This is a genomic window from Telluria sp. AC161 (assembly GCF_979258535.1).
Genome location: NZ_OZ409861.1, coordinates 1,341,859 through 1,368,504 on the forward strand (window position 1 = coordinate 1,341,859; position 26,646 = coordinate 1,368,504).

At 65.6% G+C, this 26,646-nt stretch carries 23 protein-coding genes, 4 tRNA genes and 1 pseudogene; 15 read left to right on the top strand and 13 right to left on the bottom strand.

Translation table 11 applies throughout. The features are described 5' to 3' along the window. The first annotated feature begins 103 nt into the window (after window positions 1-103). The 3 genes from tssM to ACZ0AJ_RS06130 are packed head-to-tail and all read left to right on the top strand — an operon-like array spanning window position 104 to window position 5,602. On the top strand, window positions 104-3,871 hold the full coding sequence (gene tssM, locus ACZ0AJ_RS06120; protein ID WP_499454216.1) for a type VI secretion system membrane subunit TssM: 3,768 nt from the start codon (window positions 104-106) through the stop codon (window positions 3,869-3,871). Next, entirely contained in the window at window positions 3,871-4,818 is a 948-nt protein-coding gene (gene tagF / locus ACZ0AJ_RS06125; protein WP_499454217.1) for a type VI secretion system-associated protein TagF, read from the top strand. Before tssM ends, tagF begins: the two co-directional genes overlap by 1 nt. A 1-nt stretch (window position 4,819) precedes the next feature. Continuing rightward, window positions 4,820-5,602, top strand: coding sequence for an OmpA family protein (locus ACZ0AJ_RS06130; RefSeq protein WP_499454219.1), 783 nt, complete (start codon window positions 4,820-4,822; stop codon window positions 5,600-5,602). A 48-nt stretch (window positions 5,603-5,650) separates the two neighbouring features. Here the strand turns inward: ACZ0AJ_RS06130 and icmH are convergent, their stop codons facing one another. Genes icmH through tssJ form a run of 3 tightly spaced genes read right to left on the bottom strand, consistent with a single transcriptional unit; the run spans window position 5,651 to window position 8,435 of the window. After that, a complete protein-coding gene (gene icmH / locus ACZ0AJ_RS06135) occupies window positions 5,651-6,415 on the bottom strand; it encodes a type IVB secretion system protein IcmH/DotU (RefSeq protein WP_499454221.1) in 765 nt (254 codons plus the stop codon). After that, window positions 6,412-7,791: a type VI secretion system baseplate subunit TssK gene (gene tssK, locus ACZ0AJ_RS06140; RefSeq protein ID WP_499453178.1), complete on the bottom strand. Its 1,380-nt coding sequence runs from the start codon at window positions 7,789-7,791 to the stop codon at window positions 6,412-6,414. Before tssK ends, icmH begins: the two co-directional genes overlap by 4 nt. 53 nt (window positions 7,792-7,844) lie before the next feature. Further along, entirely contained in the window at window positions 7,845-8,435 is a 591-nt protein-coding gene (gene tssJ, locus ACZ0AJ_RS06145) for a type VI secretion system lipoprotein TssJ (protein WP_499453180.1), read from the bottom strand. Window positions 8,436-8,638: 203 nt separating this feature from the next. On the opposite strand from tssJ, the gene ACZ0AJ_RS06150 reads away from it, so the two are divergent. The 8 genes from ACZ0AJ_RS06150 to tssA all read left to right on the top strand — a co-directional run bounded on the left by ACZ0AJ_RS06150 (window position 8,639) and on the right by tssA (window position 16,106). Further along, window positions 8,639-9,223 (top strand): tetratricopeptide repeat protein, encoded by a 585-nt coding sequence (locus tag ACZ0AJ_RS06150; RefSeq protein WP_499454224.1) that lies wholly within the window; start codon window positions 8,639-8,641, stop codon window positions 9,221-9,223. Window positions 9,224-9,284: 61 nt separating this feature from the next. After that, window positions 9,285-9,800, top strand: coding sequence for a type VI secretion system contractile sheath small subunit (gene tssB / locus ACZ0AJ_RS06155; protein ID WP_499453183.1), 516 nt, complete (start codon window positions 9,285-9,287; stop codon window positions 9,798-9,800). Between the two features lies 1 nt (window position 9,801). Then, entirely contained in the window at window positions 9,802-11,292 is a 1,491-nt protein-coding gene (tssC, locus tag ACZ0AJ_RS06160) for a type VI secretion system contractile sheath large subunit (protein ID WP_258837683.1), read from the top strand. A gap of 55 nt (window positions 11,293-11,347) precedes the next feature. After that, window positions 11,348-11,839, top strand: a complete 492-nt coding sequence (locus tag ACZ0AJ_RS06165) for an Hcp family type VI secretion system effector (protein WP_183551309.1) — start codon at window positions 11,348-11,350, stop codon at window positions 11,837-11,839. A gap of 75 nt (window positions 11,840-11,914) precedes the next feature. Next, window positions 11,915-12,436, top strand: a complete 522-nt coding sequence (gene tssE / locus ACZ0AJ_RS06170) for a type VI secretion system baseplate subunit TssE (protein ID WP_499454227.1) — start codon at window positions 11,915-11,917, stop codon at window positions 12,434-12,436. Then, window positions 12,412-12,762, top strand: coding sequence for a Clp protease N-terminal domain-containing protein (locus ACZ0AJ_RS06175; protein ID WP_499454229.1), 351 nt, complete (start codon window positions 12,412-12,414; stop codon window positions 12,760-12,762). Before tssE ends, ACZ0AJ_RS06175 begins: the two co-directional genes overlap by 25 nt. Window positions 12,763-12,773: 11 nt before the next feature. After that, on the top strand, window positions 12,774-15,068 hold the full coding sequence (gene tssH / locus ACZ0AJ_RS06180) for a type VI secretion system ATPase TssH (RefSeq protein ID WP_499454231.1): 2,295 nt from the start codon (window positions 12,774-12,776) through the stop codon (window positions 15,066-15,068). A gap of 27 nt (window positions 15,069-15,095) precedes the next feature. Beyond that, window positions 15,096-16,106 carry a type VI secretion system protein TssA gene (tssA, locus tag ACZ0AJ_RS06185; protein ID WP_499453188.1) on the top strand — a complete coding sequence of 337 codons (1,011 nt, stop codon included), beginning with the start codon at window positions 15,096-15,098 and terminating at the stop codon, window positions 16,104-16,106. A 25-nt stretch (window positions 16,107-16,131) separates the two neighbouring features. On the opposite strand, the gene phaP is transcribed toward tssA, so the two are convergent. Together phaP and ACZ0AJ_RS06195 are read right to left on the bottom strand one after the other, a co-directional pair. Continuing rightward, complete coding sequence (gene phaP / locus ACZ0AJ_RS06190) at window positions 16,132-16,695, bottom strand: TIGR01841 family phasin (RefSeq protein ID WP_499453190.1); 564 nt, start codon at window positions 16,693-16,695, stop codon at window positions 16,132-16,134. A 73-nt stretch (window positions 16,696-16,768) separates the two neighbouring features. Beyond that, on the bottom strand, window positions 16,769-16,975 hold the full coding sequence (locus tag ACZ0AJ_RS06195; RefSeq protein WP_499454233.1) for a hypothetical protein: 207 nt from the start codon (window positions 16,973-16,975) through the stop codon (window positions 16,769-16,771). Window positions 16,976-17,099: 124 nt separating this feature from the next. Between ACZ0AJ_RS06195 and cueR the strand changes: the two genes are divergently transcribed. Beyond that, window positions 17,100-17,489: a Cu(I)-responsive transcriptional regulator gene (cueR, locus tag ACZ0AJ_RS06200; RefSeq protein ID WP_499456738.1), complete on the top strand. Its 390-nt coding sequence runs from the start codon at window positions 17,100-17,102 to the stop codon at window positions 17,487-17,489. Between the two features lie 103 nt (window positions 17,490-17,592). On the opposite strand, the gene ACZ0AJ_RS06205 is transcribed toward cueR, so the two are convergent. From ACZ0AJ_RS06205 to ACZ0AJ_RS06220, 4 genes are all read right to left on the bottom strand, one after another. Next, a tRNA-Leu gene (locus tag ACZ0AJ_RS06205) sits at window positions 17,593-17,677 on the bottom strand. A 52-nt stretch (window positions 17,678-17,729) separates the two neighbouring features. Continuing rightward, a tRNA-Leu gene (locus ACZ0AJ_RS06210) sits at window positions 17,730-17,814 on the bottom strand. A gap of 55 nt (window positions 17,815-17,869) precedes the next feature. Next, window positions 17,870-17,954 (bottom strand) — tRNA-Leu (locus ACZ0AJ_RS06215). A 37-nt stretch (window positions 17,955-17,991) separates the two neighbouring features. After that, a tRNA-Leu gene (locus tag ACZ0AJ_RS06220) sits at window positions 17,992-18,076 on the bottom strand. 397 nt (window positions 18,077-18,473) lie between these two features. Here ACZ0AJ_RS06220 and rnr point away from each other — a divergent pair. The 3 genes and pseudogenes from rnr to ACZ0AJ_RS06235 form a co-directional block, all read left to right on the top strand. Continuing rightward, window positions 18,474-20,747, top strand: a pseudogene (gene rnr, locus ACZ0AJ_RS06225) (ribonuclease R); the annotation flags it as partial. A 1,210-nt stretch (window positions 20,748-21,957) separates the two neighbouring features. Then, on the top strand, window positions 21,958-22,701 hold the full coding sequence (gene rlmB / locus ACZ0AJ_RS06230) for a 23S rRNA (guanosine(2251)-2'-O)-methyltransferase RlmB (protein ID WP_183551326.1): 744 nt from the start codon (window positions 21,958-21,960) through the stop codon (window positions 22,699-22,701). A gap of 187 nt (window positions 22,702-22,888) precedes the next feature. After that, window positions 22,889-23,554 carry a YceH family protein gene (locus ACZ0AJ_RS06235; RefSeq protein WP_482898381.1) on the top strand — a complete coding sequence of 222 codons (666 nt, stop codon included), beginning with the start codon at window positions 22,889-22,891 and terminating at the stop codon, window positions 23,552-23,554. Here the strand turns inward: ACZ0AJ_RS06235 and ACZ0AJ_RS06240 are convergent. The 4 genes from ACZ0AJ_RS06240 to ACZ0AJ_RS06255 are packed head-to-tail and all read right to left on the bottom strand — an operon-like array spanning window position 23,514 to window position 26,525. Beyond that, complete coding sequence (locus tag ACZ0AJ_RS06240) at window positions 23,514-24,302, bottom strand: hypothetical protein (protein WP_499453194.1); 789 nt, start codon at window positions 24,300-24,302, stop codon at window positions 23,514-23,516. The genes ACZ0AJ_RS06235 and ACZ0AJ_RS06240 overlap by 41 nt on opposite strands. 5 nt (window positions 24,303-24,307) lie before the next feature. Then, a complete protein-coding gene (locus ACZ0AJ_RS06245; protein WP_499453196.1) occupies window positions 24,308-25,291 on the bottom strand; it encodes a hypothetical protein in 984 nt (327 codons plus the stop codon). Continuing rightward, window positions 25,288-26,160, bottom strand: a complete 873-nt coding sequence (locus ACZ0AJ_RS06250) for an ABC transporter ATP-binding protein (protein WP_499453198.1) — start codon at window positions 26,158-26,160, stop codon at window positions 25,288-25,290. The genes ACZ0AJ_RS06245 and ACZ0AJ_RS06250 overlap by 4 nt, the downstream gene beginning before the upstream one ends. Beyond that, window positions 26,157-26,525, bottom strand: a complete 369-nt coding sequence (locus tag ACZ0AJ_RS06255) for a GntR family transcriptional regulator (protein ID WP_499453199.1) — start codon at window positions 26,523-26,525, stop codon at window positions 26,157-26,159. Before ACZ0AJ_RS06255 ends, ACZ0AJ_RS06250 begins: the two co-directional genes overlap by 4 nt. Window positions 26,526-26,646: the final 121 nt, after the last annotated feature.

Here is a 26,646-nt window from a genome sequence, read left to right on the forward strand (position 1 = left end):
CGTTGCACCAAGTCCACCGTGTTGCGCCCGCTCAAGCGGCGGCAGCCATGCGCGTGCGAGCATTTCCTGTGAGACTCTTTTTTCAACGGACCTGGGCCCCGCCATGGCGCGATTCTGGAACTTCCTGACCAGCAGCCGCATGCTGATCCTGATCGGCGTGGTTGCCGTTGCGGCGCTGCTGGTGCTTGGCGCCGTGGCGCTGGACATCGCCATCGTCTGGGCCGCCATCGTCGGCCTGGCCTTGCTTGGCTTATGGGGTGCCGGCTGGATGATCCGGCGCGCCTGGCGCGCGCGCGAAGGCGCCCGGCTGGCGTCGGCCATGGCCGAGGGCGAGGGCGGTGGTCACGCCACGGACGATGGGATGGACGACAACGGCAAGGGCGACGTCGCCGTGCTGCGCAAGAATCTGTTAGACGCGGTCAGCACCATCAAGACGTCCAAGCTGGGCCTGACGCGCGGCGCGGCGGCGCTGTACGAACTGCCGTGGTATATGGTCATCGGCAACCCGGCTGCGGGCAAGAGCAGCGCCATCGTGCGCTCGGGGCTGACGTTTCCGATCCCCGGCAACAAGGCAGTGCAGGGCGTGGGCGGCACCCGCAATTGCGACTGGTTCTTCACCACCGACGGCATCCTGCTCGATACGGCCGGGCGCTACTCGGTGCAGGAAGACGACCGTGACGAGTGGTTCGGCTTCCTCGACCTGCTGCGCCGCCATCGCCACCGTGCGCCGGTCAACGGCATCCTGATCGCCGTGAGCGTGGCCGAACTGATGGCTGGCCCGGCCACGGCATCGCATGAACTGGCCAAGAACCTGCGCACCCGCATGCAGGAGCTGACCGAGCGCCTGGGCGTGCATCCGCCTGTGTATGTCGTGTTCACGAAGGTCGATCTGGTGGCAGGCTTCGTGGACTTTTTCCATGGCAGCGAACAGGCCGAGCGCGAGCGCATCTGGGGCGCCACGCTGCGCTACAACCGCCGCAGCGCGCCGCAGGACGTGCTGGCCTTTTTCGACGATGAGTTCGAGGCGCTCGTCGATGGCCTGAAAGAGATGAGCCTGGCCGGCATGGGCGCCAACCGCAGCACCCTGATGCGCCCCGGCGTGTTCACGTTCCCCCTCGAATTCGCGGCGATCAGAACGCCGCTGCGCGCCTTTCTGGCCACGCTGTTCGACGAAAACACCTACCAGTTCAAGCCCGTGTTTCGCGGCTTTTACTTCACCAGCGCGCTGCAGGAAGGCAGCGTGCAAGACCTGTCGAGCCAGCGCGTGGCCAGCCGCTTCGACCTGGCGCTCGGCAATCGTGAAGGCGCGGTGGCCGAGCCGGCAGCCGGGCAGTCGGGCTACTTTCTGCTGGACCTGTTTCGCAAGGTGATCTTCGCCGACCGCGACCTGGTCAGGCGCTACACGCATCCGGCAGCGGCGCGCTGGAAGCTGGGTGTGTTTTTCGCGGCCACGATCCTGCTGGGCTGCGCGATGGGCGGCTGGTCCTGGGCCTACATGGGCAACCGCCAGCTGGTGGCCAATGTGCAGGCCGACCTCGACAAGGTGACCAGGCTGCAGGCCGGCCGCATCGACCTGCAGTCGCGGCTCGAAGCGCTCGACATCCTGCAGGACCGCATCGAGCTGCTCGATGGCTACAGCCAGGACAAGCCGTGGGCGCTGGGCTTCGGCCTGTACCAGGGCGGGCAGCTGTCGCGCAAGCTGCGCGACGAATACTTCGCCGGCGTGCGCGCGGTGATGGTCGAACCGGTGACGGGCGCGCTCGAGACCATGCTGACGGAAGTGAACAACAATGCGGCCAGCCTCGATCCGGCGCGCCAGGCCGCCACGCCGGCGGCCCGGCCCGGCCAGCCGTACCAGGACGCGTCGCCCACCAGCGTCGGCGACGCCTACAACGCGCTCAAGACCTACCTGATGCTGGGCGATAAAGCCCACGCCGAGCCGGGGCACCTGAATGACCAGCTCACGCGCTACTGGCGCGGCTGGCTGGAAGCGCACCGCGGCGCGATGCCGCGCGAGCAGATGATCCGCAGCGCCGAACGCCTGCTCAGCTTCCACCTGGCCAACATCAATGACCCGGCCTGGCCGCAGATGACGCTCAAGCTGGGCCTGCTCGACACTACCCGCGAGCATCTGCGCCGCGTGGTGCGCGGCACGCCGGCGCGCGAGCGCGTGTACGCCGATATCCGCACGCGCGCCGCCACGCGCTTCCCGGCGGTGACGGTGGCGCGCATCGTCGGCGAACAGGATAGCGCCCTGGTCGCCGGCAGCCATGCGGTCAGCGGCGCGTTCACGCGCGCGGCGTGGGACAAGTTCGTGCTGGGCGCGATCCGCGAAGCCTCGAACCGCGAACTCAATACCATCGACTGGGTGCTCAAGACCACGGCGCGTGACGACCTGACGCTCGAGGGCAGCCCGGAGCAAATCCAGAAGGCGCTGATCGACCTGTACAAGGCCGACTATGCACGCGAATGGGTCAAGTTTGTGCAGGGCGTGGCGATCACGGACCTGCGCGGCTTCGACGCCAGCGTGCAGGCGATGAATCGCCTGGGCGACCCGCAGACGTCGCCCATCGCCAGGCTGCTGCGCACGATCCACGAAGAGACTGCCTGGGACAATCCGGGCGGGTTGCGCCAGCCCGCGAGCAAGACCGAACGCGGCGTCACCGAGTGGATCAAGCAGAAGATCCTGCGCCGGGCGCCGTCCGACGCACGCACGCTGGCCGATGCCATCGACCCGGCCGAATTGACCGGCGGGCCGCAAAACGCGGGCCCGATCGGCCGCGAATTTGCCGGGGTGGCGCGCCTGGTCGGCGCCAGGGAGAAGGAGGCATCGCTGATGACGGGTTACCTCGATGCGCTGTCGCGCCTGCGTACGCGCCTGAATACGCTGAAGAACCAGGGCGACCCGGGGCCGGGCGCCAAGCAGTTCATGCAGCAGACACTCGAAGGGACGGGCTCGGAACTGGCCGAGGCGCTGCGCTACGTCGACGAGCAGATGCTCACCGGGATGAGCGAGAGCCAGAAAAGCGCGCTGCGGCCGCTGCTCGTGCGGCCGCTGACGCAGACCTTTGCGATGATCGTGCTGCCGTCCGAGGCCGAGATCAACAAGACCTGGCAGGCGCAGGTCGTCGAGCCGTTCACGCGCACGCTGGCAGCCAAGTATCCGTTCGCGCAAGGCGCAAGCATCGAGGCCACGCCGGGCGAGATCGGCCAGGTGTTCGGGCCCGACGGCGCGGTGGCCAAATTCGTGGGCACGGCCATGGGCCCGCTGGTGGTGCGGCGCGGCGACGTGCTGGCCGCGCGCACCTGGGCCGACATCGGCATCTCGCTCGCGCCGCAGGCGGTGGCGGCGTTCCCGGCCTGGATCGCGCCGCTGTCGAACAATGGCGTGGCGGCCGGCACGGCGGCGCAGACCGTGTTCCAGGTGCTGCCGCTCACGGCGCCCGGCACGCTTGAATACACGCTCGAGATCGATGGCCAGCAACTCCGTTACCGCAACACCCCGGCCAGCTGGAGCAATATGGTGCATCCGGGGCCGCAGGGCGTATCGGGTGCGCGCGTCTCGGCCGTGACGTTCGATGGCCGCACCGTGGAACTGTTCAACCAGCCCGGCCAGTTCGGCCTGCAGCGCCTGTTCGAGTCGGCGCAGCGCACGAAGAAGGACGGCGGCGTGTTCGAGCTGCGCTGGAGCAGCAACAATGTGACGGTGGCGGTTGACCTGAAGATCGTCAGTAGCCCGCAGGCGGGCGGGGGCGGGGGCGGGGGCGGGCAGGCGCAGGGCCAGGGTTTTCGTGGCATGCGTCTGCCGCCGGCGATCGTTGGCCGCTTCGATGCGGCGACGCCCGCACTGGCCAGTACGGGAGGCCAGTGATGCGCCCCGACCGGATCGGTTACTTCGGCAAGCTGCCGGCGCGCGCCGACTTCGTCAAGCTGGCGCACGAACCGGCCACGATCGGGATGCTCGACGCCTGGCTGGCGCAGGTGATGACGCTGCTGCCGTCCGATGCGCGCTGGCGCGTACACTACGACGCCATGGCGCCGGTGAGCTTCGCCCTCGTCGGCCCGGCGCGCCACCACGCGGTGGCCGGGCATCTCCTGGCCAGCCGCGACCAGTCGGGGCGGCGCTTTCCGTTTCTGGCCACGCGCACGCTGACGGTGGCCGACCCGGCCGCGTTCGTGGCGCATTGTCCCGTCGCTTTTGCCCCGCTGTGGACGTTTTTGCAGGAGATCTGCCCGAACGTGCTGGCAGCTGCCGATCCCACGGCGTCGTTGCAGGCGATCGCCGACAGCGCGATCGGCCTGGGGGATGTGGGCGCCTGCACGGCCCGGATCGACGCCGGCACGGTGGGTTCGCTCGACGCGCTGCTGGACGACTGCAGTGTCGCGCGACTGGTGCTGGCGCTTGGTCTCCTGCTGCAGCCCGTGATGCGCAGCCCACCCCGCACGCTTGACAAGAGTCTCGTGCTGCCGCTGCCGGCCGACCCGGCGGCGCGCTACCCAGTGGCGGCGTTCTGGCTCGGATTGATCGCGCCATTCCTGCGGCGCGCCGGGTTCGACCTGGCGCTGTTCATCACGCACCAGGATGGGCGCCCGGTGCTGGTGGTGGGCTTTTGCGCCGCGCTGGCCGACACGCTGCGCGCGATGATCGATCCGCTGGTGGGCGCCGACCTGCAGGTGCGCCTGCAGCACACGGCCTGGATCGACGAGCAGTTGCAGCTCGAGCCCGACGTGCGCGCGCTGGCCAGCCAGCTGGCCCAGCCCGACCTGCCGCTGGCGCTGGCGCGCACGCTGTTCATGACAACCTTCATCGGAGCCTGACGTGATACTTCGCACACTGATCGTCATGCTGTGCCTGACGGGCCTGCAGCAGGGCGCAGCCAAGGCCCAGACCCAGGCCCAGACCCAGACCGACGCACCGGTGCTGGTGACCGGCACCGTGGCCGACGAGGCAACCAGGGCGGCGCTGCTGGAACGCCTGCGCGGCGTCTACGGCGCCGCGCGCGTGGTCGACCAGCTGTCGGTCGGCACCGTGTCGACGCCCGCCAACTGGAACACGTATGTCGGCCGGCTGATCGGCCCCAATCTGCGCCTGGTGAAAGGCGGCCAGCTGCACATCGACGGCAACAGCGTCAGCCTGCGCGGCGACGTGGCCAGCGAGGAGCAGCGCCAGAAGATCGCGGGCGATATCGCGGCGAGCCTGAATCCGACCTATACGGTCAACAACGGCTTGCGGGTGCAGGTGTCGCAGCAGGTGGTACTCGATACGGCGCTGGCCGACCGCATCATCGAATTCGAATCGGGCAAGGCGACACTGACGCCCACCGGCATCGCCGTGCTGGACGGGATGACGGTCGCGCTGCGCAAGATCAAGGGCGTCAAGGTCGGCGTCATCGGCCACACCGACAACGCCGGTTCGCGCGCCGGCAACCTGTCACTGAGCCAGGCGCGGGCCGAAGCGGTCAAGGCGTATGTGGTGGCCCAGGGCATTGCGGCCGACTCGATCGCGGTATCGGGCGAGGGGCCCGACCGGCCGGTGGCGGACAACCGCACGCCGGAAGGGAAGGCGCGCAACCGGCGCATCGAGTTCAAGGTGATCCAGTAAAGCGCCCCGGCCTCTCGGCCGGGGCCATCAACGGTACAGGTCAACGCTTCACGGCAATGTGATCGTCACGTTCGCCGCTTTCGGCGGCAGCGTCACCAGATCGTTGTAATGCGCCAGCGCATAGCCGGTGTCGTTGCCCAGCACGGTCCGGAAGCCCACGTATGCACCCAGTCCGGCCACCGTAAACACTGCCCCCAGCACCCACAGCGACAGATCGCTGCGCACGCGGTTGACCACCTGGTCCGGCCGCTCGGCATGCGGCGCGAAGCCCCGCGTGCGGCCGCGCATGCGGGCGATCTCGTCGCCCAGGCGGGCTACCAGATAGTCGAGCTTGTCCTTGCCGTCGAGCGCATAACGGCCCTGAAACCCCAGCAGCAGGCACATATGGAAAACCTCGAGCGCCTCGACCTGCTGCGCCCCGCGTGCGCGCAGGTCCTCGAGCCGGTGGAAGAAATGCTCGCCCGCGAGCTGGTCGCCGAACACCCGCAGTTGCAGGGGCCGGGTCTCCCACGCGTCGCGCACGTCGAAGGTCGAGCGCAGGATGATTTCGTCGACCGCCGAGCAAAATGCGTACTTGGCGGCCAGGATGTCGTCGGACGCGATCCCGAGCGCCTTGGCATTGCGGTCGACGTCCATCAGAAAGCTCGTCATGTTGTCGGCAAACGCGACCTTGTCCTGCGGCCCGCACCCGGTCTTGAGCAGGAACAGCGCGTAGAACCCTTCGTACATGATGTCGCTGAGGCGTTGCGTGCGGATGGCGCGCTCGCCCGTTTCGCCTTTGGGCGCGGCGCGGCGCTCGATGAACGCGCTCATGCCGACACCGCGATCAGTTCGAGGCGCAGTTCGCGCAGCCCGTTGGGGACGTACACCGACATCGCCTGCGACTTGAGCATGGCCTCGTACAGCGCCCCGCGCATGTCGAGGACGAAGTAGACCATGTCGGGCCGCACGGGAATCGCGCTGGGCACCTGCGGCGCGTGCAGCAGCCTGACGCCTGGCAGCGCGGACAGTACGCAGCGGTCGACGTCTTCGGGCGCGCCGACCTTGAATTGCAGCGGCACGGTTTCGACCAGGCGCAGCGCCGGCAGGTCGGCGGCCACGGCAAGGTACAGCGTGGTCTGCGGGGTGATGCGGCCCGAATCGAGCGCGCCGTGGTAGTACGACGGGCGGTCGTGGTGCAGCGCGATGGTGAAGTAGCGCGACGAGATCACGGTGTCGAGGAGGTCGCGGATGATGCCGTCGAGGCGCGCGAACGGTGGCCCCGGATCGGCGTGGACATACGCGGGCAGGTCGTCCAGCCGGTAGCTGCGCGAATAGGTCATCAGGCCGCCGGCCAGGTGCAGCAGCGCGCCGTACAGGCGCTCGGGATGCAGCTCGCGGTGGTGCAGGTAATGGGCCAGCGCCGCATAGCCGGCGCTGGCCGTGTGCAGCAGCCAGAACGCCGACACGTCGCCGCCGCGGATCTCGACCACGTTGCGGCTCGGTTCGCGCAGGTCGCCATACAGCGCGGTCACCTTGGCCAGCAGCTTTTCCATCAGCCGCGCCAGCGCCCCGTGCAGGCCCAGGCCCGGGCCGGCCACCGCATCGATCGACAGGCTCGGTGGAATGAAGCCGGGATCGGGCTCGAAGCCGCCGGTGGCCACGCGGCGCAGGCGCAGCAGCGGAAAGCTCTCGTAGGCTTCGAGCGCGTCGCTGTCGGCCACCAGCCGCAGCGTTTTGCGCAGATACGTGACCGGGGCTTCGGCGGCGCTGCTGTACAGGTCATGCGTATCGCGCTCATGGCGCGAAAAGCGCAGCGTGTCTTCCGGCTCGTGCACGCCGTCGCCGACGCCGGCGCTGTTCTCGCAGTTCTCGCCATGCGCGCGCAGCGCCGGCAGGGCGGCGTGGTACGTGACGGTCTGCAGATCGGGCGGCAGGTCGGCCAGACGCACCTGGGGCGGCAGGATGTCGCCATCCGGCGCCCGGTACACCTCGCCCTCGGGAAACAGCAGCGACAGCGCCTCCAGGCGCAGCACGTCATTCCTGAGCGCGTCCAGGTCGATCGTCATCCGGCGCACGCCCCAGCAATAGGGATGCAGCGCGCCTGCGGTCTGGTTCAGGCGCGCATCGTGGTAGCGCTCCTGCTGCTGGAAATGCTGGGGCCGCAGGAACAATCCTTCGTCCCATAAGACCTTGGATGGCATGCTCACGGCGGCCTCGCTTGTGTCCGAAAATGTTTAGCTTGCAGGAAATTTTTCGACGTTTATTGACAGCGCACAGACCCCAGCGCGCTTGCGCCACTGACGGCGCCACCGGCCACACTCATCGCACAGGCATGCAGACCGATGTTGACGCCGTCACGCTCGGCGTCTGCGCTGCTGACCGTCGTGCGCCAATGGCCGGCCGCAGGGTTATGGAACAGCGCCACGATGCCGACGTGGCCGGCTTCGCGCGCCACCTTCTCGGTCACTTCGTAGTGCTGCCCCGGCACCAGCATGATTTCGCGGACATCGAGCAGGTCGGCGCCGAGCCGCTCGCGTTCCTGTTGTGGGTCGAGGAAGGCGGCGTAGGGCGCTTCTTCGAACGCGTCCTTCTGGCGCAGCTTGTAGAGGCGCACCGCGAGCGCCAGCGGCTGGCCGCGCTCGTTGACGTTCAGACGTGTAGCTGCGTGCAGCCGCAGCGGCACGTTACGGGGCGGCTGTTGCGATTCGGGCAGTCCGGCCGCTTTGCGCAGGCCCACGGCGCCCAACGCCGCACTGGCGAATGAACCGTGCGGGGCGTTGCCGCAGCCGGCCAGCGCGGCGGTGAACGTGAAGGCCAGCATCAACAGTGCGCAGCGGTGGGTTGGGGTCATCCGGCTCTCCTGTGCATTTTCTTGAACGCCAGCGTTGGATTGAATCCGTTTCCCGCCCGCATACGCTGCGCGAGCGCAAGGCGTCGCCCGTTCGCGCACCGATCCCACACCTGCTTGCTGAATCCGCTTGCCGTTGACCGTGCGCAACTTCGTGGACCTGCCGATGCGAATAATGGTGGCTTGTTTACCCACCGGAGCCGAACATGATTCGCCAACGACTGTTACCCATGCTGATCGGCGTTGCCGTCCTGGCCGGGTGCGCCACCGACGGGACCGGCACGAGCGCGGACGCGCCGCGCGCCGCCGTGTCCGGGAACCTCTACGTGCAGGCCGATGCGGCGCTGGCGGCGCGCCAGCCCGAAAAAGCGATCGCTTTGCTCAAATCGGCCAGCGTGGCCCATCCCGTCGACAAGAAACCGTGGGTGCGCATGGCCCAGATCCGGTTCGACGCCAGCCAGTATGGCGAGGCAATCAGCCATGCCCAGGAAGCCCTCGCGCGCGACCCCAACGACACGCTGGCCTACAGCATTCTGGCCGTCAGCGGCCTGCGCGTGGCCAGCAAGGCGCTGGCCGACCTGACCCGCAAGAACAATCTGCAGGGGTCGGTGCGCAGCGAGGCGCAGGACCTGGCCAGGCTGCTGCGCACCAGTCTGGGCGAAGAAGTGCTGGTCAGTACGCGACCGGCCGCACGCGCCCCGGTGCGCAAGCCGTCCACCCAGACGGCGGCGGCGCCGTCGCGGCCTGCACCTGCGCCTGCGGGCGGCAGCCCGTTCGACGTCCTGAAATAACGCGGCATTTCTCACCAGTGGCCGGCCATGCCGGCCATCCCATTTCCCCACTGGAGTCGACATGGCCAAGAACGAAAGCGTACAAAAACGGTTGCAGAAAGTGCGCCCGCCGCGCGTGCAGATGACGTATGACGTCGAGATCGGCGACGCAACCGAAAACAAGGAGCTGCCGTTCGTGGTTGGCGTGGTGGGTGATTTCGGGACCGATCCGCAGGTCGACAAGAAACGCCTGAAGGACCGCACGTTCGTCAATGTCGATGCATCCAATTTCGATGAAGTGCTCGGGGGCGTGGCGCCGGTGGCGAGCTTCAAGGTGGACAACCACCTGTCGCCGGAAGGCGGCGAATTCGGCGTGCAACTGCAGTTTCGCGAGATGGCCGATTTTCGGCCCGAATCCGTGGTGCGCCAGGTGGCGCCGCTGGCCAGGCTGCTCGAGGCGCGCACCAAGCTGGCCGATTTGCGCAACAAGCTGGCCGGGAACGACAAGCTCGAAGACATCCTGACCGACGTGCTGGGCAACACCGAAAAGCTCGACAGCCTGCGCAAGCAGCAGGGCGACACCGGCAAGGAGGGTTGAGATGGCCGCAGTCCTCGAATCAACGGGCGCACAGCCGGGCGCCCCCGAACTGGATGCGTCGCTGCTCGACCAGATCGTCGAACAGAGCCGCGTGGCCACGTCCAGCAGCGAGCATGTGCGGGCGCGCGACCTGATCTCGGAGCTGGTCAGCCAGGTCATGCAGGGCACGATGGTGATGTCGTCGAACCTGTCGGCCACGATCGACGCCCGGCTGGCGGAGCTCGATCGCATGATCTCCGACCAGTTATCCAGCGTGATGCACGCGCCCGAATTCCAGAAGCTCGAGCGCAGCTGGACGGGCCTGCAATACCTGGTCAAGAACAGCACGACGGGCGCGAACCTGCAGATCCGCATGCTCAACGCGTCCAAGCGCGAGCTGGTGAAAGACTTCCAGTCGGCGATGGAATTCGACCAGAGCACGATGTTCAAGAAAATCTACGAAGAAGAATTCGGCACCTTCGGCGGCGCGCCGTACGGCACGCTGATCGGCGACTTCGAGATCACGCGCCAGCCCGAAGACATCTATTTTCTCGAACAGATGTCGCACGTGGCTGCCGCCAGCCATGCGCCGTTCATCACGTCCTCCAGTCCCGAACTGTTCGGCGTCGAAAGCTTCGGCGACCTGGGCAAGCCGCGCGACCTGGCCAAGGTGTTTGACACCGCCGAATACGCCAAGTGGAAGGCATTCCGGGAGTCGGAAGACGCGCGCTACGTCGGCCTGACGCTGCCGCGCTTTCTGGGCAGGCTGCCGTACCACCCGGCCGATGGCATGACGACCGAAGGCTTCAATTACGTCGAAGATGTCGACGGCAGCGACCATTCCCGCTACCTGTGGTGCAACGCGGCGTATGCGTTCGGCGCGCGCCTGACGCGCGCGTTCGAGGATTACGGCTGGTGCGCGGCGATCCGCGGCGTCGAGGGCGGGGGGCTGGTCGAGAACCTGCCGACCCACACGTTCAAGACCGACGAGGGCGAGGTGGCGCTCAAGTGCCCGACCGAAGTGGCGATCACCGACCGGCGCGAGAAGGAAATGTCGGACCTGGGCTTCATCTCGCTCGTGCACTGCAAGAACACGTCGTACGCCGCTTTTTTTGGGGCGCAGTCGGCGCAGAAGGCGCGCAAGTACAACAACGAGGCGGCCAATGCGAATGCGGTGCTGTCGTCGCAACTTCAATACATCTTTGCTGTGTCGCGTATAGCGCATTACATGAAATCCATGATGCGCGACAAGATCGGCAGCTTCGCGGCAGCGTCCAATGTCGAGGATTACCTGAACCGCTGGCTCACGCAATACGTCCTGCTCGACGATAACGCAAGCCAGGACCAGAAAGCGCAGTTCCCGCTGCGCGAAGCCAGCGTGCAGGTATCCGAGGTGCCGGGCCGACCCGGCGTGTACCGCGCCGTGTCCTTCCTGCGACCGCATTTCCAGCTCGACGAGCTGTCCGTTTCGCTCCGTTTGGTCGCGGAGTTGCCGCAATCGACCAAGAACTGACTGCTGTAACTAACCTGTTATTCAACCGACGTTTCAATCACACTTGGAGTAGAACATGGCAATTGACGTGTACCTGCAGATCGACGGGATCAAAGGCGAGTCGCAGGATGACCGGCACAAGGACTGGATCGAGTGCACCTCGGTGAACTGGGGCGTGAGCCAGCCCCGGTCGGCCACGGCATCCACCGGCGGCGGTCACACCGCCGAGCGCTGCGAGCACCAGGAAATCGCGCTGACCAAGCTCGCCGACCTGGCTTCGCCCATCCTGTTGCAAACCTGCTCGGCAGGCAAAACCATCCCCAAGGCCAAGCTGGAATTCATGCGCGCCGATGGCCAGGGCGAGCGCATCAAGTACTTCGAGATCGAGCTTGAAAACGTGCTGATCGGCGGTGTCCAGCCAAGCGTTGCCGAAGGCAGCATCATCCACGAAGCAGTGGGCCTGAAGTTCTCGAAGATCAAGTGGAAATACACCCAGCAAAAGGTGACCGGCGGCGCCGGCGGCAACACCTCGGGCGGCTGGGACCTGGCAGCCAACAAGATCGTCTGAGCGGCGCCCGCCGCTTGCCACGCGGCGGCCACGCGCCGCCGCGTGTTCGTTGTGATTACCCCCCTCGGAGACACCATGAAAGGCTGCACGCCTGGCCTGCTCGACCGCCTGATGGACGAGCGCCGCGATCTTGCGCCCGGGGCCCCCGGCATCGAACGGGTCAAGGACAGCATCGCGCGCGACCTCGAAGCCTTGCTCAATACCCGCCTCGCGCTCGATCCCGCCCATCTGGCCGGCTACCCGCACGCGCGCGCGTCGCTGCTCAATTACGGCCTGATCGACTTCGCCGGCTTTTGCCTGACCAGCAGCCTCGATCGCGACGCCGTCTGCGCCAGCATCGAAGAAGCGCTCGCCTCGCATGAGCCGCGCCTGTCCGACGTGCGCGCCGTGTTTGCGCCGAATGCGGGCGACGTCAATCGGCTGCAGTTTGTCATTCACGCACGCCTGGCGCTGGGCGGCCAGGACGAGACGATCAACTTCAACGCCGTGCTGCAACCGTCGTCGCTGCACTACGACGTCAGCCGTACCGTCCGGCCTGCCAGGGCCGCGACCCCACCCGACCAGGAGGCACGATGGACATCAACCTCAAGACGCTGATCTCGAAGCTCAACGACACGACCCGCGCAGCGGCCACGCGCGCTGCCAGCATCTGCGTCGGGCTGGGCCAGTACGAAGTCGACGTCGAGCACCTGTTTCTTGGCCTGATCGAGCAGCCGGGCAGCGACCTGGCCGCGATCGCGCGCCACTGCGATATCAGCCTCACCGGCCTCGAAGCGGACCTGCGCCGCGAAGTGTCGCGCTTTGCCACCGGCAGCGCGCGCACGCCCGTGTTTTCACGCCATCTGCCGCTGCTGTTCGAGCACGCCTGGCTGATCGCGTCGCTCGGCACGGGCGGGGCCCTCGAATCCGCAGCAGCCATCTGATACTGGCGCTGTTGACCGAGCCATCGCTGGCGCAACTGGCACAGCGTGCGTCGCCGCTGTTTGCCCGTTTTCCGCTCGATCGCCTGAAGCACGATCTCGAGCGCCTGACGCGTGGCTCGGTAGAGCAACCGGACCTGGTAGCGGAAAGCAGCGAGCCAGGGCCGGACGCCGCGTCCGAGCTGGCGCAGTCTACGGGCCGCGCCACGCCGGCCCTCGATCAGTACACGACCTGCCTGACGGCGCGTGCGCGCGACGGCAAGGTCGACCCGGTCATCGGGCGCGACATGGAAATTCGCCAGGCGATCGACATCCTGATGCGGCGGCGCCAGAACAACCCGATCCTGACGGGCGAGGCGGGCGTTGGCAAAACGGCCGTCGTCGAGGGCCTGGCGCTGCGCATTGCGCTGGGCGACGTGCCGGACGTGCTGGAGGGCGCCGAGATCCACACGCTCGACATGGGCTTGCTGCAGGCCGGCGCCAGCGTGAAGGGGGAGTTCGAAAACCGCCTCAAGAATGTCATCCACGAGATCAAGCAGAGCCCCCACGCGATCATCCTGTTCATCGACGAAGCGCACACGATGATCGGCGCCGGCGGCGCGGCCGGCCAGAACGATGCGGCCAACCTGCTCAAGCCCGCGCTGGCGCGGGGCGAACTGCGCACGATCGCCGCGACGACCTGGGGCGAATACAAAAAATACTTCGAAAAGGATGCGGCGCTCGCACGACGCTTCCAGGTGATCAAGGTCGAGGAACCCGACGAAGACACGGCGGCGGCGATGCTGCGCGCGATGGCGCCGCTGATGGAGCAGCACTTCGGCGTGCGCATCTACGACGAGGCCATCACCGAGGCAGTGCGCCTGTCGCACCGCTACATCAGCGGGCGCCAGTTGCCGGACAAGGCCATCAGCGTGCTGGACACGGCCTGCGCCAGGGTGGCGCTGGGCCAGAGCGCCACGCCGGCGCTGCTGGAAGATTGCGGGCGCCGCATCGAGCGCGTCGACGCCCGCATGGGTTCCCTGCGCCGCGACACGAGCGCCGGCGAAGATCACGCTTCCGCGCTGGCGTCGCTAGGCGAAGAGCGCGCCAGTGCAGCGGCCGAGCAGGTCGCGCTGCAAAGTCGTTGGACCGACGAGCAGGTGCTGGCGGGCCAGATCGGCACGCTCCGCACGGAACTCGAAGCCGCGGGACCAAACGCAGCGGGGGACGGCAGCGCGCAACTGCGCGCGCTCGGCGAGCGCCTGCGTGGCCTGCAGGGCGACGCGCCGCTGGTGCCGGTACAGGTCGACGGGCACACGGTCGCCGCCATCGTCGCCGCCTGGACCGGCATCCCACTCGGGCGCATGGTCAAGGATGAAATCCGCACCGTCGTCAATCTTCAGGCGATGCTCGACGAGCGCATCCTGGGCCAGCGCCACGCGAGCAGCGTCGTGGCCCAGCGCGTGCGCACGGCGCGTGCCAATCTCGACGATCCGAACAAGCCCAAGGGCGTGTTTTTGTTTGTCGGCACTTCGGGCGTGGGCAAGACCGAAACGGCGCTGGCGCTGGCCGACATCCTGTACGGCGGCGAGCGCAAGCTCATCACGATCAATATGAGCGAATACCAGGAAGCGCACAGCGTCTCGGGCCTGAAAGGCTCGCCGCCCGGTTATGTCGGCTATGGCGAGGGCGGCGTGCTGACCGAAGCGGTGCGGCGCAATCCGTACAGCGTCGTGCTGCTCGACGAGGCCGAGAAAGCGCACCCCGACGTGCTCGAACTGTTCTACCAGGTCTTCGACAAGGGCGTGATGGACGATGCCGAAGGCCGCGTCATCGACTTTCGCAACACGATCATCATCCTGACGTCGAACGTCGGCGCCAGCCAACTGATGGCCGCCTGCCTGAACAAGCCGGTGGCCGACCTGCCCACGCCCGGCGCGCTGGCCGAGCTGCTGCGCCCAAGCCTGATGAAGCATTTCAAGCCGGCCTTCCTGGGCCGCTTGAGCGTGGTGCCGTTCTATCCGATCGGCGACGAGGTGATGGCCAATATCATCCGCCTGAAGCTTGCCCGCATCGGTGCGCGCGTGCTCGAGAACCACAAGGCCAGCTTCGAATACGACGACGCCCTGGTAGCGGCAGTGCTCAGCCGCTGCACCGAAGTCGATTCCGGTGCGCGCAATATCGACAACATCCTGGGCGGCACGCTGCTGCCCGAGATCGCCGACAACGTGCTGGCGCGGATGATGGAAGGCGGCGCCATCGCCCGCGTGAAGGTCGGCGCCACCCGCGCCGGCAAGTTCAAATACCTGATCGAACCGGTCCAGGCTTGATTGCAGGTTTGACCCCAAGGAGACACCATGCTCGCTATCGACCTGTTGCTCACACCAATCACGCCGGACAATCCGTGCGGCGCCGACCTGGCCTTCGCGCCCGAAGTCGACGAGATCGCCCGCGCGCGCCTGGCCGACGATCCGTCGCTGGAGCAGGGCGCCTGGGTCACGGCGCTCAAGGAAGCCGACTGGAAGTTCGTCGGCAAACGCTGCGCCGCCCTGCTCGAAACACGCAGCAAGGACTTGCAACTGGCCGTCTGGCTGGCCGAGGCAAGCACCCGGACCGGCGGCATGCGCGGCCTGGCCGATGGCCTGGGCCTGGTGGCCGCACTGTGCGCGCGCTACTGGGACGGCGTGCACCCGCAGGCCGACGAAGACGGCGTCGAGCGGCGCATCGGCATCCTGGCCTGGCTGGCCAGCCGCATGGCGCCACTGGCCAAGGGTGTCGCGCTGGACGAGAGCGGCGCGCTGACTCTGCAGGCATGGGAAGTGGCGCGCGCACGGGGGCCGGACGCGGTGGCCGAACTCGAGGCGCTGCGTGCACGCAGCAAGCCGGCGTTCGTGCAGGCGCTGCTGGTTGACTGCGAAGCGGGCGTCGCGGCGCTGAGCGAACTGGAACGCGTCGTCGACGCGCAACTGGGCAACGATGGCCCAAGCTACAGCATGGCGCGCACGGCGCTGCGTGACGTCATCGACCTGATCTCACCAATGGTGCCGGTAGCGGTGACAAGCGCTGCGTCATCCACGGCAGGGCAGGGCGGCGCCATCGCCGTGGCGCGGCCAGCGCACATCGACGGACCGGTCGGGCACCGCGACCAGGCGCTGGCGCAGCTGCGCCAGGTCGCCGATTTCTTCCGCCGCACGGAGCCGCACAGCCCGGTCGCGTATCTGGCGGAAAAGGCGGCGCGCTGGGGCGAACAGCCATTGCACGCCTGGCTGCGTTCGGTAATCAAGGATGAGGTGTCGCTGGCGCGGCTGGAAGACTTGCTGGGGATCGACGACCCGGCGGATCAGGCGGCGAAACACCCGGCGCCCTGAGGGGCCGGGTTGATGAAGGACGACTTTACTCGGGTTTGTCCTGCTTGCCGCCGCCCGGCGTGACGATGGTGCTGGCACGTTCGAACTGCGCTTCGACCGTCTGCACCGCCTGGCGCGTGGCAGCCGTTACCTGCTCGTAACCCTTGAAGGCATTGTCGATCGCCGCCTTCATGATCTGGACCGCGTTCTCGGACCCTGGCTTGACGTTCTGCGTGACGTCATAGATCAGCGCCGACAGCGTGTTCTTCGCTTCGACGGCGTGCGCATCGGCCGCGCCGCGGAACTCGTTGTGCATGTCGTCGATGATGGCCTTCAACTGCGTCGTGTACTCGGCTGCGTTGGTCACGCCAGCGGCTGGCTGCATGCGCGCCGCGAGCGACTCGTACGCGGCCTTCGGATTGCCGGCCTGGGCGATGTCACGGCTCGCCTGCATCGTGCTGTCCATCGTGCTCTTGATGGCGTTCATGTTCAGGGCGACGACCTGCTCGACGCCCTTGACGGTCTTGCCGGCCAGCGCATTGAAGGTCTGCATCTGCAGGTCGAACAGGGTTTTCGTGGCGTTGGCAAACTGTTCCGGGCTGGTAAACATGGGGTGTCTCCTCAGTGGGTAAGCTGTTTTTGAAAGCTGAACAATGACAGACGAACGACGTCTGCCGGATTCATTATTTAACAACGATGGGTTTTTCGCAACGCGCGTCACGATAGGGACCGGTCGCCTTGACCCAGCCTTCACCCAGCGGCGTTGGCGAACAGGCCAGGGCGCCCGTAAGCTTGCTGCGCCATTGGTAATACGGCGCCGGCGCAGCCAGGCTGGAAGAGAGAACGACAACCAGCGCCGTCCCGAGGACGGCAGAGCGAAGAATCTGCATGCCGCCCATGCTCGACCGTTACGGCGCGCAAGTCAAGCATGCACTTGTCCTTCCCACTGTGGGAAGGTGTAAGCTGGTGCATGAACGACGACCGGAGTGCACCATGCAAGCGACCCCATCCAGTATGAACATCGGCGACGCCGCCCGCGCGTCGGGCGTCACGGCCAAGATGATCCGTCATTACGAATCGATCGGCCTGGTGCCGGCGCCACGCCGTACCGGCGCCGGCTATCGCCTCTACAGCGAGCGCGAGGTGCGCGTGCTGCAATTCATCCATCGTGGGCGGGCACTGGGCTTTTCGCTGGACCAGATCAGGAACCTGCTGGCGCTGTGGGAAGACAAGGGCCGGGCCAGTGCCGACGTGCGCGCACTGGCGCAGACGCATATCGAAGAACTGGATCGCAAGATCGCGGAGATGGCGGCGATGCGCCGTACCCTCGTGAGTCTGGCGGCATCCTGCCATGGCGATGCGCGCTCGGCCTGCCCGATTCTTGACGATCTGGCGACGCACTGAACTCGCGTCAGAAAACAGCGGGTACAACGCAAAACGCCGTAACCCTGTTTCGAAGGCTACGGCGTTTTGCGGGACACAGGGTCCACAAACTCACTACATTTTTTGGTGCCCACGGAGGGACTCGAACCCCCACACCTTGCGGCACATGGACCTGAACCATGCGCGTCTACCAATTCCGCCACGTGGGCACTGCAACTGCTGACAACGATACTGCTGACTACTAACTACGAGATAGACTTTTGGTGCCCACGGAGGGACTCGAACCCCCACACCTTGCGGCACATGGACCTGAACCATGCGCGTCTACCAATTCCGCCACGTGGGCACTGGGACTACTCAACAACGATACTGCTTGCTACCTTGCTGCTATTTAAAACCTTTGGTGCCCACGGAGGGACTCGAACCCCCACACCTTGCGGCACATGGACCTGAACCATGCGCGTCTACCAATTCCGCCACGTGGGCACTGCAACTACACGAACTTTACAACCGATGAACTTTTTGGTGCCCACGGAGGGACTCGAACCCCCACACCTCGCGGCACATGGACCTGAACCATGCGCGTCTACCAATTCCGCCACGTGGGCACTGCAAGAACATCTCTGCTACAATAGCAGGGTTTGTCATTTTCCGCCAGATCAACTATTCGTGAAACATCTCTGACCGGCACATCAAACATCCTCTGCTACCACTGCTTTTCATCGCCCCGGCGTTGTCGCCGTTGCTGAAGAGAGCGAGATTATAGCGGATCATTTTCAATAGTCAAAGACCCAAGGTGAAGTTCTCGACAAGGACTCACGTGCAAGTACCCCGCGCAGGCTCTCCGCGCATGCATCCCGTGACGGGCGCAGGTCGTTGGCGCACATCATGTTAGGCGAATCGGATAGACCTCCGTTACACTACGCCTGTCATGGTGTCAATTAACCACGCTGCCGCCCTTATGTGATGTGCGGCGCTCTACTGGCCAAAGAAAAAAGAATCGATTTGAAGCAACCTACTCATACCATTCCAAGCCGCGAGGAAATCCTCGCTGTCTTCCGCGACGCCGCTGAATCGCTCGATGCAGCCGCCCTGGCACATGCCCTTGATGTTCAGCCCGCAGCGCAGGAAGTCCTCGGCCGCCGCCTGAACGCCATGGAGCGTGACGGCCAGATCCGTTCCGACCGCAGCGGCACCTATATGCTGGCTGATCATTCCGCCTTCGTGGCCGGTAAAGTCAGCGCGCATCGCGACGGTTTTGGCTTCGTGATTCCCGATGAACCGGGTCCCGACCTGTTCCTGTCCGACCGTGAAATGCAGAAAGTTCTGCACGGCGATCGCGTCATGGCGCGCGTGACGGGCATGGACCGCCGAGGCCGTCCGGAAGGCTCGATCGTCGAAGTCGTCCAGCGCGCGAACACGCACATCATCGGGCGCCTGCTCAATGAAGAGGGCGCGTGGATCGTCTCGCCTGAAGACCAGCGCATCGCCCAGGACGTGATCGTCACCGGCCCGACCGGCAATGCCCGTGCAGGGCAGATCGTCAGTGTCGAACTGCTGGAGCAGCCAGGCCGCTTCCAGAAGCCAACTGGCCGTATCGTCGAAGTGCTCGGTGAGCTCGATGACCCGGGCATGGAAATCGAAATCGCCGTGCGCAAGTTCGGCGTGCCGCACATTTTCTCGCCGGCCGCGCTCAAGCAGGCCGGGCGCCTGCCGAACGAAGTCGTCGATGCCGACCTGGCCAACCGCGTGGATCTGCGCGACGTGCCACTCGTGACGATCGACGGCGAAGACGCACGCGACTTCGACGATGCCGTCTATTGCGAACCTGTGACCATCAAGGGCGTGAACAGTTTCCGCCTGCTGGTCGCGATCGCCGACGTCAGCCATTACGTCAAGCCGAACGACTCGCTCGACGCTGACGCGATCGAACGCTCAACGTCGGTCTACTTCCCGCGCCGCGTGATCCCAATGCTGCCCGAGAAGCTGTCGAACGGCCTGTGCTCGCTGAACCCGACGGTCGACCGCTGCACGCTGGTGTGCGACATGGTGGTCTCGCAGGATGGCGAAGTCACTGCGTACCAGTTCTATCCGGCCGTGATGCACTCGGCTGCGCGCATGACCTATAACGAAGTGGCCGACATCCTGGCTGACGAGAACGGCGAGCAAGCCAAGAAGCGTCCAGGCATCGTGCCGCATCTGCAACACCTGAACCAGGTGTTCCGCGCGCTGCTCAAGGCACGCCAGGAGCGCGGTGCGATCGACTTCGAAACCACCGAAACCTATATCGTCTGCAATGCGCTGGGCAAGATCGAAAAGATCATCCCGCGCACCCGCAACGACGCGCACCGCCTGATCGAAGAGTGCATGCTGTCGGCCAACGTGTGCGCCGCTGATTTCCTGCTGCGCCACAAGCATCCGGGCACGTTCCGTATTCACGCGACGCCGACCGAGGAAAAGCTGAACCAGCTGCGCACCTTCCTCAAGCAGGTGGGCCTGAACCTGGCCGGCGGCAACAAGCCGAGCGCGCGCGACTACGCCGCCGTGATGCAGCAGATCAAGGAGCGGCCGGATGCGCAACTGCTGCAGACGATGATGCTGCGCTCGATGCAGCAGGCCGTCTACAGCCCGGACAATGTCGGCCACTTCGGCCTGGCGTTCGAAGCCTACGCGCACTTCACCAGCCCGATCCGCCGCTATCCCGATCTGCTGACGCACCGCGCGATCAAGGCGATCCTGCTCGGCAAGAAGTACGAGCCGAAGGGTATCGACCTGGCCAAGCTGAACACGACGCAGTCCAACTCGGCCCGCAAGCAGGCCGCGAAAGACAAGGCCGACGGCAAGGCGCCGAAGAACGAAAAAGACCTGACCATCTGGGACGCCCTGGGCGTGCACTGCTCGGCCAACGAACGCCGCGCCGACGAAGCGTCGCGCGACGTCGAGAACTGGCTCAAGTGCTTCTTCATGCAGGACAAGATCGGCGAAGAGTACACCGGCACCATCGCCGGCGTGACCACCTTCGGCATCTTCGTGCAGCTCGATGAGCTGTTCGTCGAAGGCCTGGTGCACGTCACCGAGCTGGGCGCCGATTACTTCCAGTACGACGAAGCGCGCCATGTGCTGCGTGGCGAGCGTACCGGCCAAAGCTATGGCCTGACCGACAAGGTCACCGTCAAGGTGGCACGCGTCGATCTGGAATCGCGCAAGATCGACCTGACGCTGGCGTCCGCGCCTGGCGCCGAGTCGTCGGGTGATGATGCTGGTCGCGAGCGCAATCAGGGCGGCCGCAACAAGGAACAGCGCAGCAACGAGCCACGCACCAACGATGGTCGTCAGAATAATGGCGGCAATGGTGGTGGCGGCAACAACGGCAATCACAACGGTGGTAACGGTAGCAACAACGGCGGTAACGGCAATAACAACGGCGGGAACGGCAAGCGTTCGCGCGGTGGTCGTTCGCGTGGTCCGAAGCCAGGCAACAACGGCGGCAATAACGACCAGGGTCGTCCACAGCAGTCGCCACTCGAGATTGCACGTCCGCTTGGTCAGGATGGCATCGAGCCGCAACAGGCGAAGCCGAAATCGCGCAAAGCCCGTCAGAAGGCCAAGGCAGCCGAGCGCGCTGCGGCAGCAGCAGCAGCGCCAATGACGACAGCGACGCCGCAGGCACCAGTGCAGGCAGCGAAGCCGGCACCAGCGCCAGTGCAGGCGCAGAAGCCAGCGCCGGCACCGGTTGCAGCACCAGCACCAGCACCAGCACCAGCACCGGTTGCAGCAGCACCAGCACCGGTCGCGCAGCCAAAGCCTGCCGAAGCAGCCGCTGCCCCAGCGCCAGCGCGCAAGCTGCGTGCAACCAAGGCCGTCGTCAACGACGTGGTCGAGGCTGCACCAACCCCTGCGCCAGCGCCGGTTGCCGAAGCCAAGCCTGTGAAAGCCGCAGCCAAAAAAGCGGCTGTAAAAGCGCCTGCTGTTGCTGCACCAGCTGCACCAGCTGCAGCTGCACCAGTCGTGGCAGCGCCAGCGGTCAAGGCGCCAGCCAAAAAGGCTGCTGTCAAGACGGCTGCCGTGAAAGCGCCAGTCGAGGCAGCACCAGTCGACGTGCCGGCCAAAGCAGCAGCGGTCAAGGCACCAGCGAAAAAGGCAGCAGCCAAGTCAGTCGCAGTCAAGGCGCCGGCCGAGACCGTTGCTGCGAAAGCACCGGCCAAGGCAGCGGCAGTCAAGGCCCCGGCCAACGCAGCAGCGGTCAAAGCGCCAGCCAAGGCAGCAGCTACCAAGGCCCCGGCCGAGGCAGTCGCTGCCAAAGCACCAGCCAAAAAGGCGGCAGCTGCACCACGCAAGGCTGCAGCCAAGGTTGTCGCTGAGCCGGCAGCGCCGAAGGCAGTCAAGGCGCCGGCCAAAGCCGCCACCAAGCCCGCAGTGAAAACTGCAGCAAAGACCGCAGCCAAAACCAGCAAAAAGTAAGTCCCTGAAAGTATTCGAAAAGTAGCAAATGAAAAATAAAATGATTTTCGGCTTCCACGCCGTGACCTCGCGACTGCGTCACGAGTCGCAGTCAGTGGAAGAAATCTTCGTCGATGCCGAGCGCAACGACGGCCGCATGAAGGACCTGATCGCCAACGCCAAGGCGGCCGGCGTGCGCGTGATGCCGGTCGAGGCCGCGCGCCTCGACAAGATTACCGGCACCCGCCGTCACCAGGGCGTGATCGCGTTTGCCAGCCAGCTCGCGCTGGCGCGCAATCTCGATGAGCTGCTCGACGCCATCGAAGGTCCGCCATTGCTGCTGATCCTGGATGGCATCACCGATCCGCACAACCTGGGCGCCTGCCTGCGCGTGGCCGACGGTGTCGGCGCGCACGCGGTCATCGTGCCAAAGGACCGTGCGGTCGGCCTGAACGCCACCGCCGCCAAGGTCGCCAGCGGCGCCGCCGAGACGGTTCCGTACATCACGGTGACCAACCTGGCGCGCACGATGCGCGAGCTGAAGGAACGCGACATTCTCCTGATCGGCACCACGGACGACGCCGACAAGGGTCTGTACGAAGCCGACTTCTCGGGCCCGGCCGCACTGGTCATGGGTTCGGAAGGCGAGGGCATGCGCCGCCTGACGCGCGAGACCTGCGATGTGCTGGTCAGCATCCCGATGTTCGGTTCGGTCGAAAGCCTGAACGTGTCGGTGGCCTCGGGCGTCTGCCTGTACGAAGCGCGCCGCCAGCGTATCGGCCGCGACAGCTGATTGTTCTTCATGTCCGGATTGTCGCGCTCGCGGCAATCCGGGCAGTTTCATCCCTCCGCAGTACCAAAATTCCCACCCAATAACGCTCTTCCCGAATCGGCGACGAAACACGCCATGCCATCCTGCGCCAACGACGGTGGTAAACTCGTTTCGAACAACTGAACCGTTTGGCATAACAAGGAAACGCATGACGAATGAAATGGTGGCAGTACTCGATCCGGTCGAGCTGCGCGTGCTGGCCGTGCTGGCCGAAAAAGAAGGCCTGACGCCCGATAATTATCCGATGTCGCTCAACGCGATCGTCAATGGCTGCAACCAGTTGTCGAGCCGCGATCCGGTCATGCAGATCAGCGAAGCGGTCGTGCTCGATACGCTGCAGCGGCTGACCGAGCGCAAGCTCGTGAACGCCATCTCGCAGGCCGGCGCGCGCGTCGTCAAGTACGAACACCGCATGCGCATCAAGTGGACGCTCGAGCAGGACAAGCTGGCCGTGCTCACGATCCTGATGCTGCGCGGCCTGCAGACCGCTGGCGAGATCCGCACCCGCAGCGGGCGCCTGCACGAATTCAAGACCGTGGCCGATGTCGAAACGGCGCTGCAATTTTTGATCGACAAATACCCGCCGCTGGTCGTGAAACTCGAGCGCGCGCCGGGTACCAAGGAATCGCGTTATGGCCAGCTGCTGGGCGGCGAGATCACCATCGTTGCCGGCAGCGAGCAGACGTCCAGCAGCGCGAGCAACCTGACGCAGGGCGGCCGCATCGCGCAGCTCGAAGAAGAAGTCGCCGCGCTGCGCGGCGAGATGGAAGACCTCAAGGGCCAGTTCGAGGCGTTTCGCCAGCAGTTTCAGTAACCGGCTCGAACGCCAGTTCGATCAGCGCGTCGTCGCTCCAGTCCGGATCGTTCATGGCGGTGCGAAAGCTCTGCCCCTCGACCGGCAGGTCTTTCGTGCGATCACCTTCACGCAAGGTCGCACGTGCGAGGCGCTCTGGGGTGTCGAATTGAAAGCCCTCGCGCTCGGCATTGAAGAAATTGCACCAGTTGGGCGTCAGCAGCACGCTGTTGACGAACAGCGTGCGCATCAGGCCAAGCTCTTCCTTGCCGATCGCGACCAACACGTGGCATTCAAGCCGCAGGTCGCCCAGGCGCCGCACGTTCTCTGGCAAGCCAGGCGAGCGTACCAGAGGCGTCACGCGGTACATGCGCCGCTTGCGATTGAGGACCAGTTCGCTGTCCGCTGCCAGCGCTGCGCTGCTGCGCGGCACGATGGTTTCGAACGCATCGCTCAGGGGCAGCGGCAGCGCGAAGTCGTCCTTGCCTTCCAGGCGCAGCGCCAGTGGCGCCTCGCCCGGCTTGGGTGTCTTGTCGGTCCAGGCACGGCGCTCGACGCGAAAGCGCAAGGCGTCGGCGTTTGGTGCCATGCGGTGATGGCGCTCGAATGCGTCCAGGCCCGCGACGATTGCCGTGTACTTGCGCACTTCCGGCTTGCGGATCGCGTTGACGTGGATGGTCTCGGGACTGTCCGGTGGCGTGTCGGCAGCGCTGGCGCTGACGTTGATACTCGCCAGCATGCCCAGCATCAAGATGACATGAAGTCGCATCGCGCTTACCCCTCGTCACGCCAGCGGCGCAGGCGAATCGCGCCGTAGATCATGGCGCAGCCAGCGGCGGCCGCGATCCAGACACCCGGCGTGAGTAGCGTGGCATACGACGTGCCCAACAGCAGCGGCCCATCCAGCCCAGCCTGTTGCTGCTGCGCCAGCGCCTCTCCATTGACTTCGCCGAACCAGATCCCGGGGAACACGCCCAGCAGCACCCGCGCTACGATCTCTTCGCCGAACCACTTGACGTTCATCGACACGCCGGCAAAACGCCCGGCCAGGAAATCGAACCAGGCCAGGATGGCGAGCGCCACCAGCGGCGCACCGACGGCCCACAGGAACACGCGCGACTTCGCCCAGCTCGATACCAGCAGCAGCCAGCCCACTGTCGGCAACGCCCACAGGATGTACAGCGGCAGGAAGCTGATCAGATACACGGGCGCCAGGTAAAAGTTGACATTGGCCAGCACCGGTGCGATCAGGTTGATGCCCTTGATGGCCCCGCCCAGCAGGCCGATCACCAGCAGGATCAGCGAGGCGGCAATGCCGATCGCGATGGTCGCCAGCGGCGCGACCAGCAGCGCCGTCACCGCCTTCGACAGCACGGTCTGGGCATCGGACATCGGCAGCGATTTCCAGAACAGGATGCTGCGGTCGCGCCGGTCGTCGTACAGCGTCGCCATGCAGTAAAAGAACACGACCACCGGCAGCACGAAGAACAGCGGCGCCGTGATCACCAGGTAGCTCGACGCGGCGGCGGTGGCCAGCTTGGCCAGCACCGCCGGCGGCAGGCCATTGACCGTCATGACCTGTTCGCCACTGACCTGCACGTGGAACGACGGATTGGCGATGATGGCGTACAGGAAGCCGCCACCGAACAGCAGCACGATCACGGCGGCCACGGCCAGCGGCGCCCAGAAGAAGGCGCCCTTGTGTTCCCACAGTTCGCGCCGGATCAGCCATTTCATGGTGCTCATTGGCGTAGTCATGCGTAGGTTCCTTTCATGGTGGCGACGAACAGGTCGGCCACGCTCGGGTTGCGAACTTCGCCGAGCGCAGCCAGTTGCGTGCGGGAGAGGCCGCCGGCGCGCAGTGCGTCGAACAGCATCACGGATTTGCCGAACACCGTTCGCTCGTCGATCGGTTGCAGCGCTCTGGCCGCCGCCACCTTGTCGCTGCCCACCATGACTTCGACGTAGCGTTCGCCGATTTCTTCCATTGACGCGGCCAGCGCGATCTTGCCGTCACGGATGAACAGCAGGTCGGTCAGGATGTGCTCGACTTCCTCGACCTGGTGCGTCGTGATGACGATCGTCTTGTGTTCATCAAAATAGTCTTCGAGCAGGTTCTGGTAAAACGCCTTGCGGTAGATGATGTCCAGCCCGAGCGTCGGCTCGTCCAGCACCAGCAGCTTGGCGTCGATCGCCATCACGAGCGCCAGGTGCAGTTGCACGATCATGCCCTTGGACATTTCCTTGACCTTCATGGTTGGCGTCAGCTTGGTGTTGGCGATATAGCGTTCGGCCTTGCTGCGGTCGAAGCGCGGGTGCACGCCCGCCACGAAGTCGATTGCATCCTTCACGCGCAGCCAGCGCGGCAGAATGGCGACGTCGGCGATGAAGCAGACGTCCTTCATCAGCTCGTCGCGCTGGGTGCGCGGATCGAGTCCCAGCACCGACAGTTCGCCTTCACACTGGATCAGGCCAAGGGCTGCCTTGAGCGTCGTCGTCTTGCCCGAGCCGTTGGGGCCGATCAGGCCGACGATGCGGCCGGCGGCGATCTCGATGTCGATGCTGTCGACGGCGATCCGCTTGCCGTAGTGTTTGGTCAAGCCACGCGCGGAAATGACGTTGCTCATGCCGCACCTCCGTGGTCCGCGTTGGCCAGCAGCTCTTTGACGTCCAGGCCCAGGCGGCGGATACGCTCGAGCATCGCCGGCCACTCTTCACTGATGAAACGTGCGCGCTCGCTGGCCAGCAGTTTCTCGCTGGCGCCTTCGGTGACATACATGCCAATTCCCCTTCGTTTTTCCACCAGGTTCTCGTCGACCAGTTCCTGATAGGCCTTCGAGACGGTGATTGGGTTGAGTTGATAGTCGGCGGCAATCTGGCGCACCGAGGGCAGGGCGTCGCCGGCCTTGAGATCGCCGTCGAGCATCATGCCGACGACGCGCTCCTTGAGCTGGTGGTAAATCGGGGTCTTATCGTTCCAGCCGACGGTCATCTAGGGCCTCCGTGGTGGTTCGGTGCGGCGTCAGGGAGTTGCGCATGCCTGCCTCCTCATGGTGATATGTTGAAGTGGTGTTGTAGTTGAGTATAACAGTGGCCGCGCAAAGGTCAACATG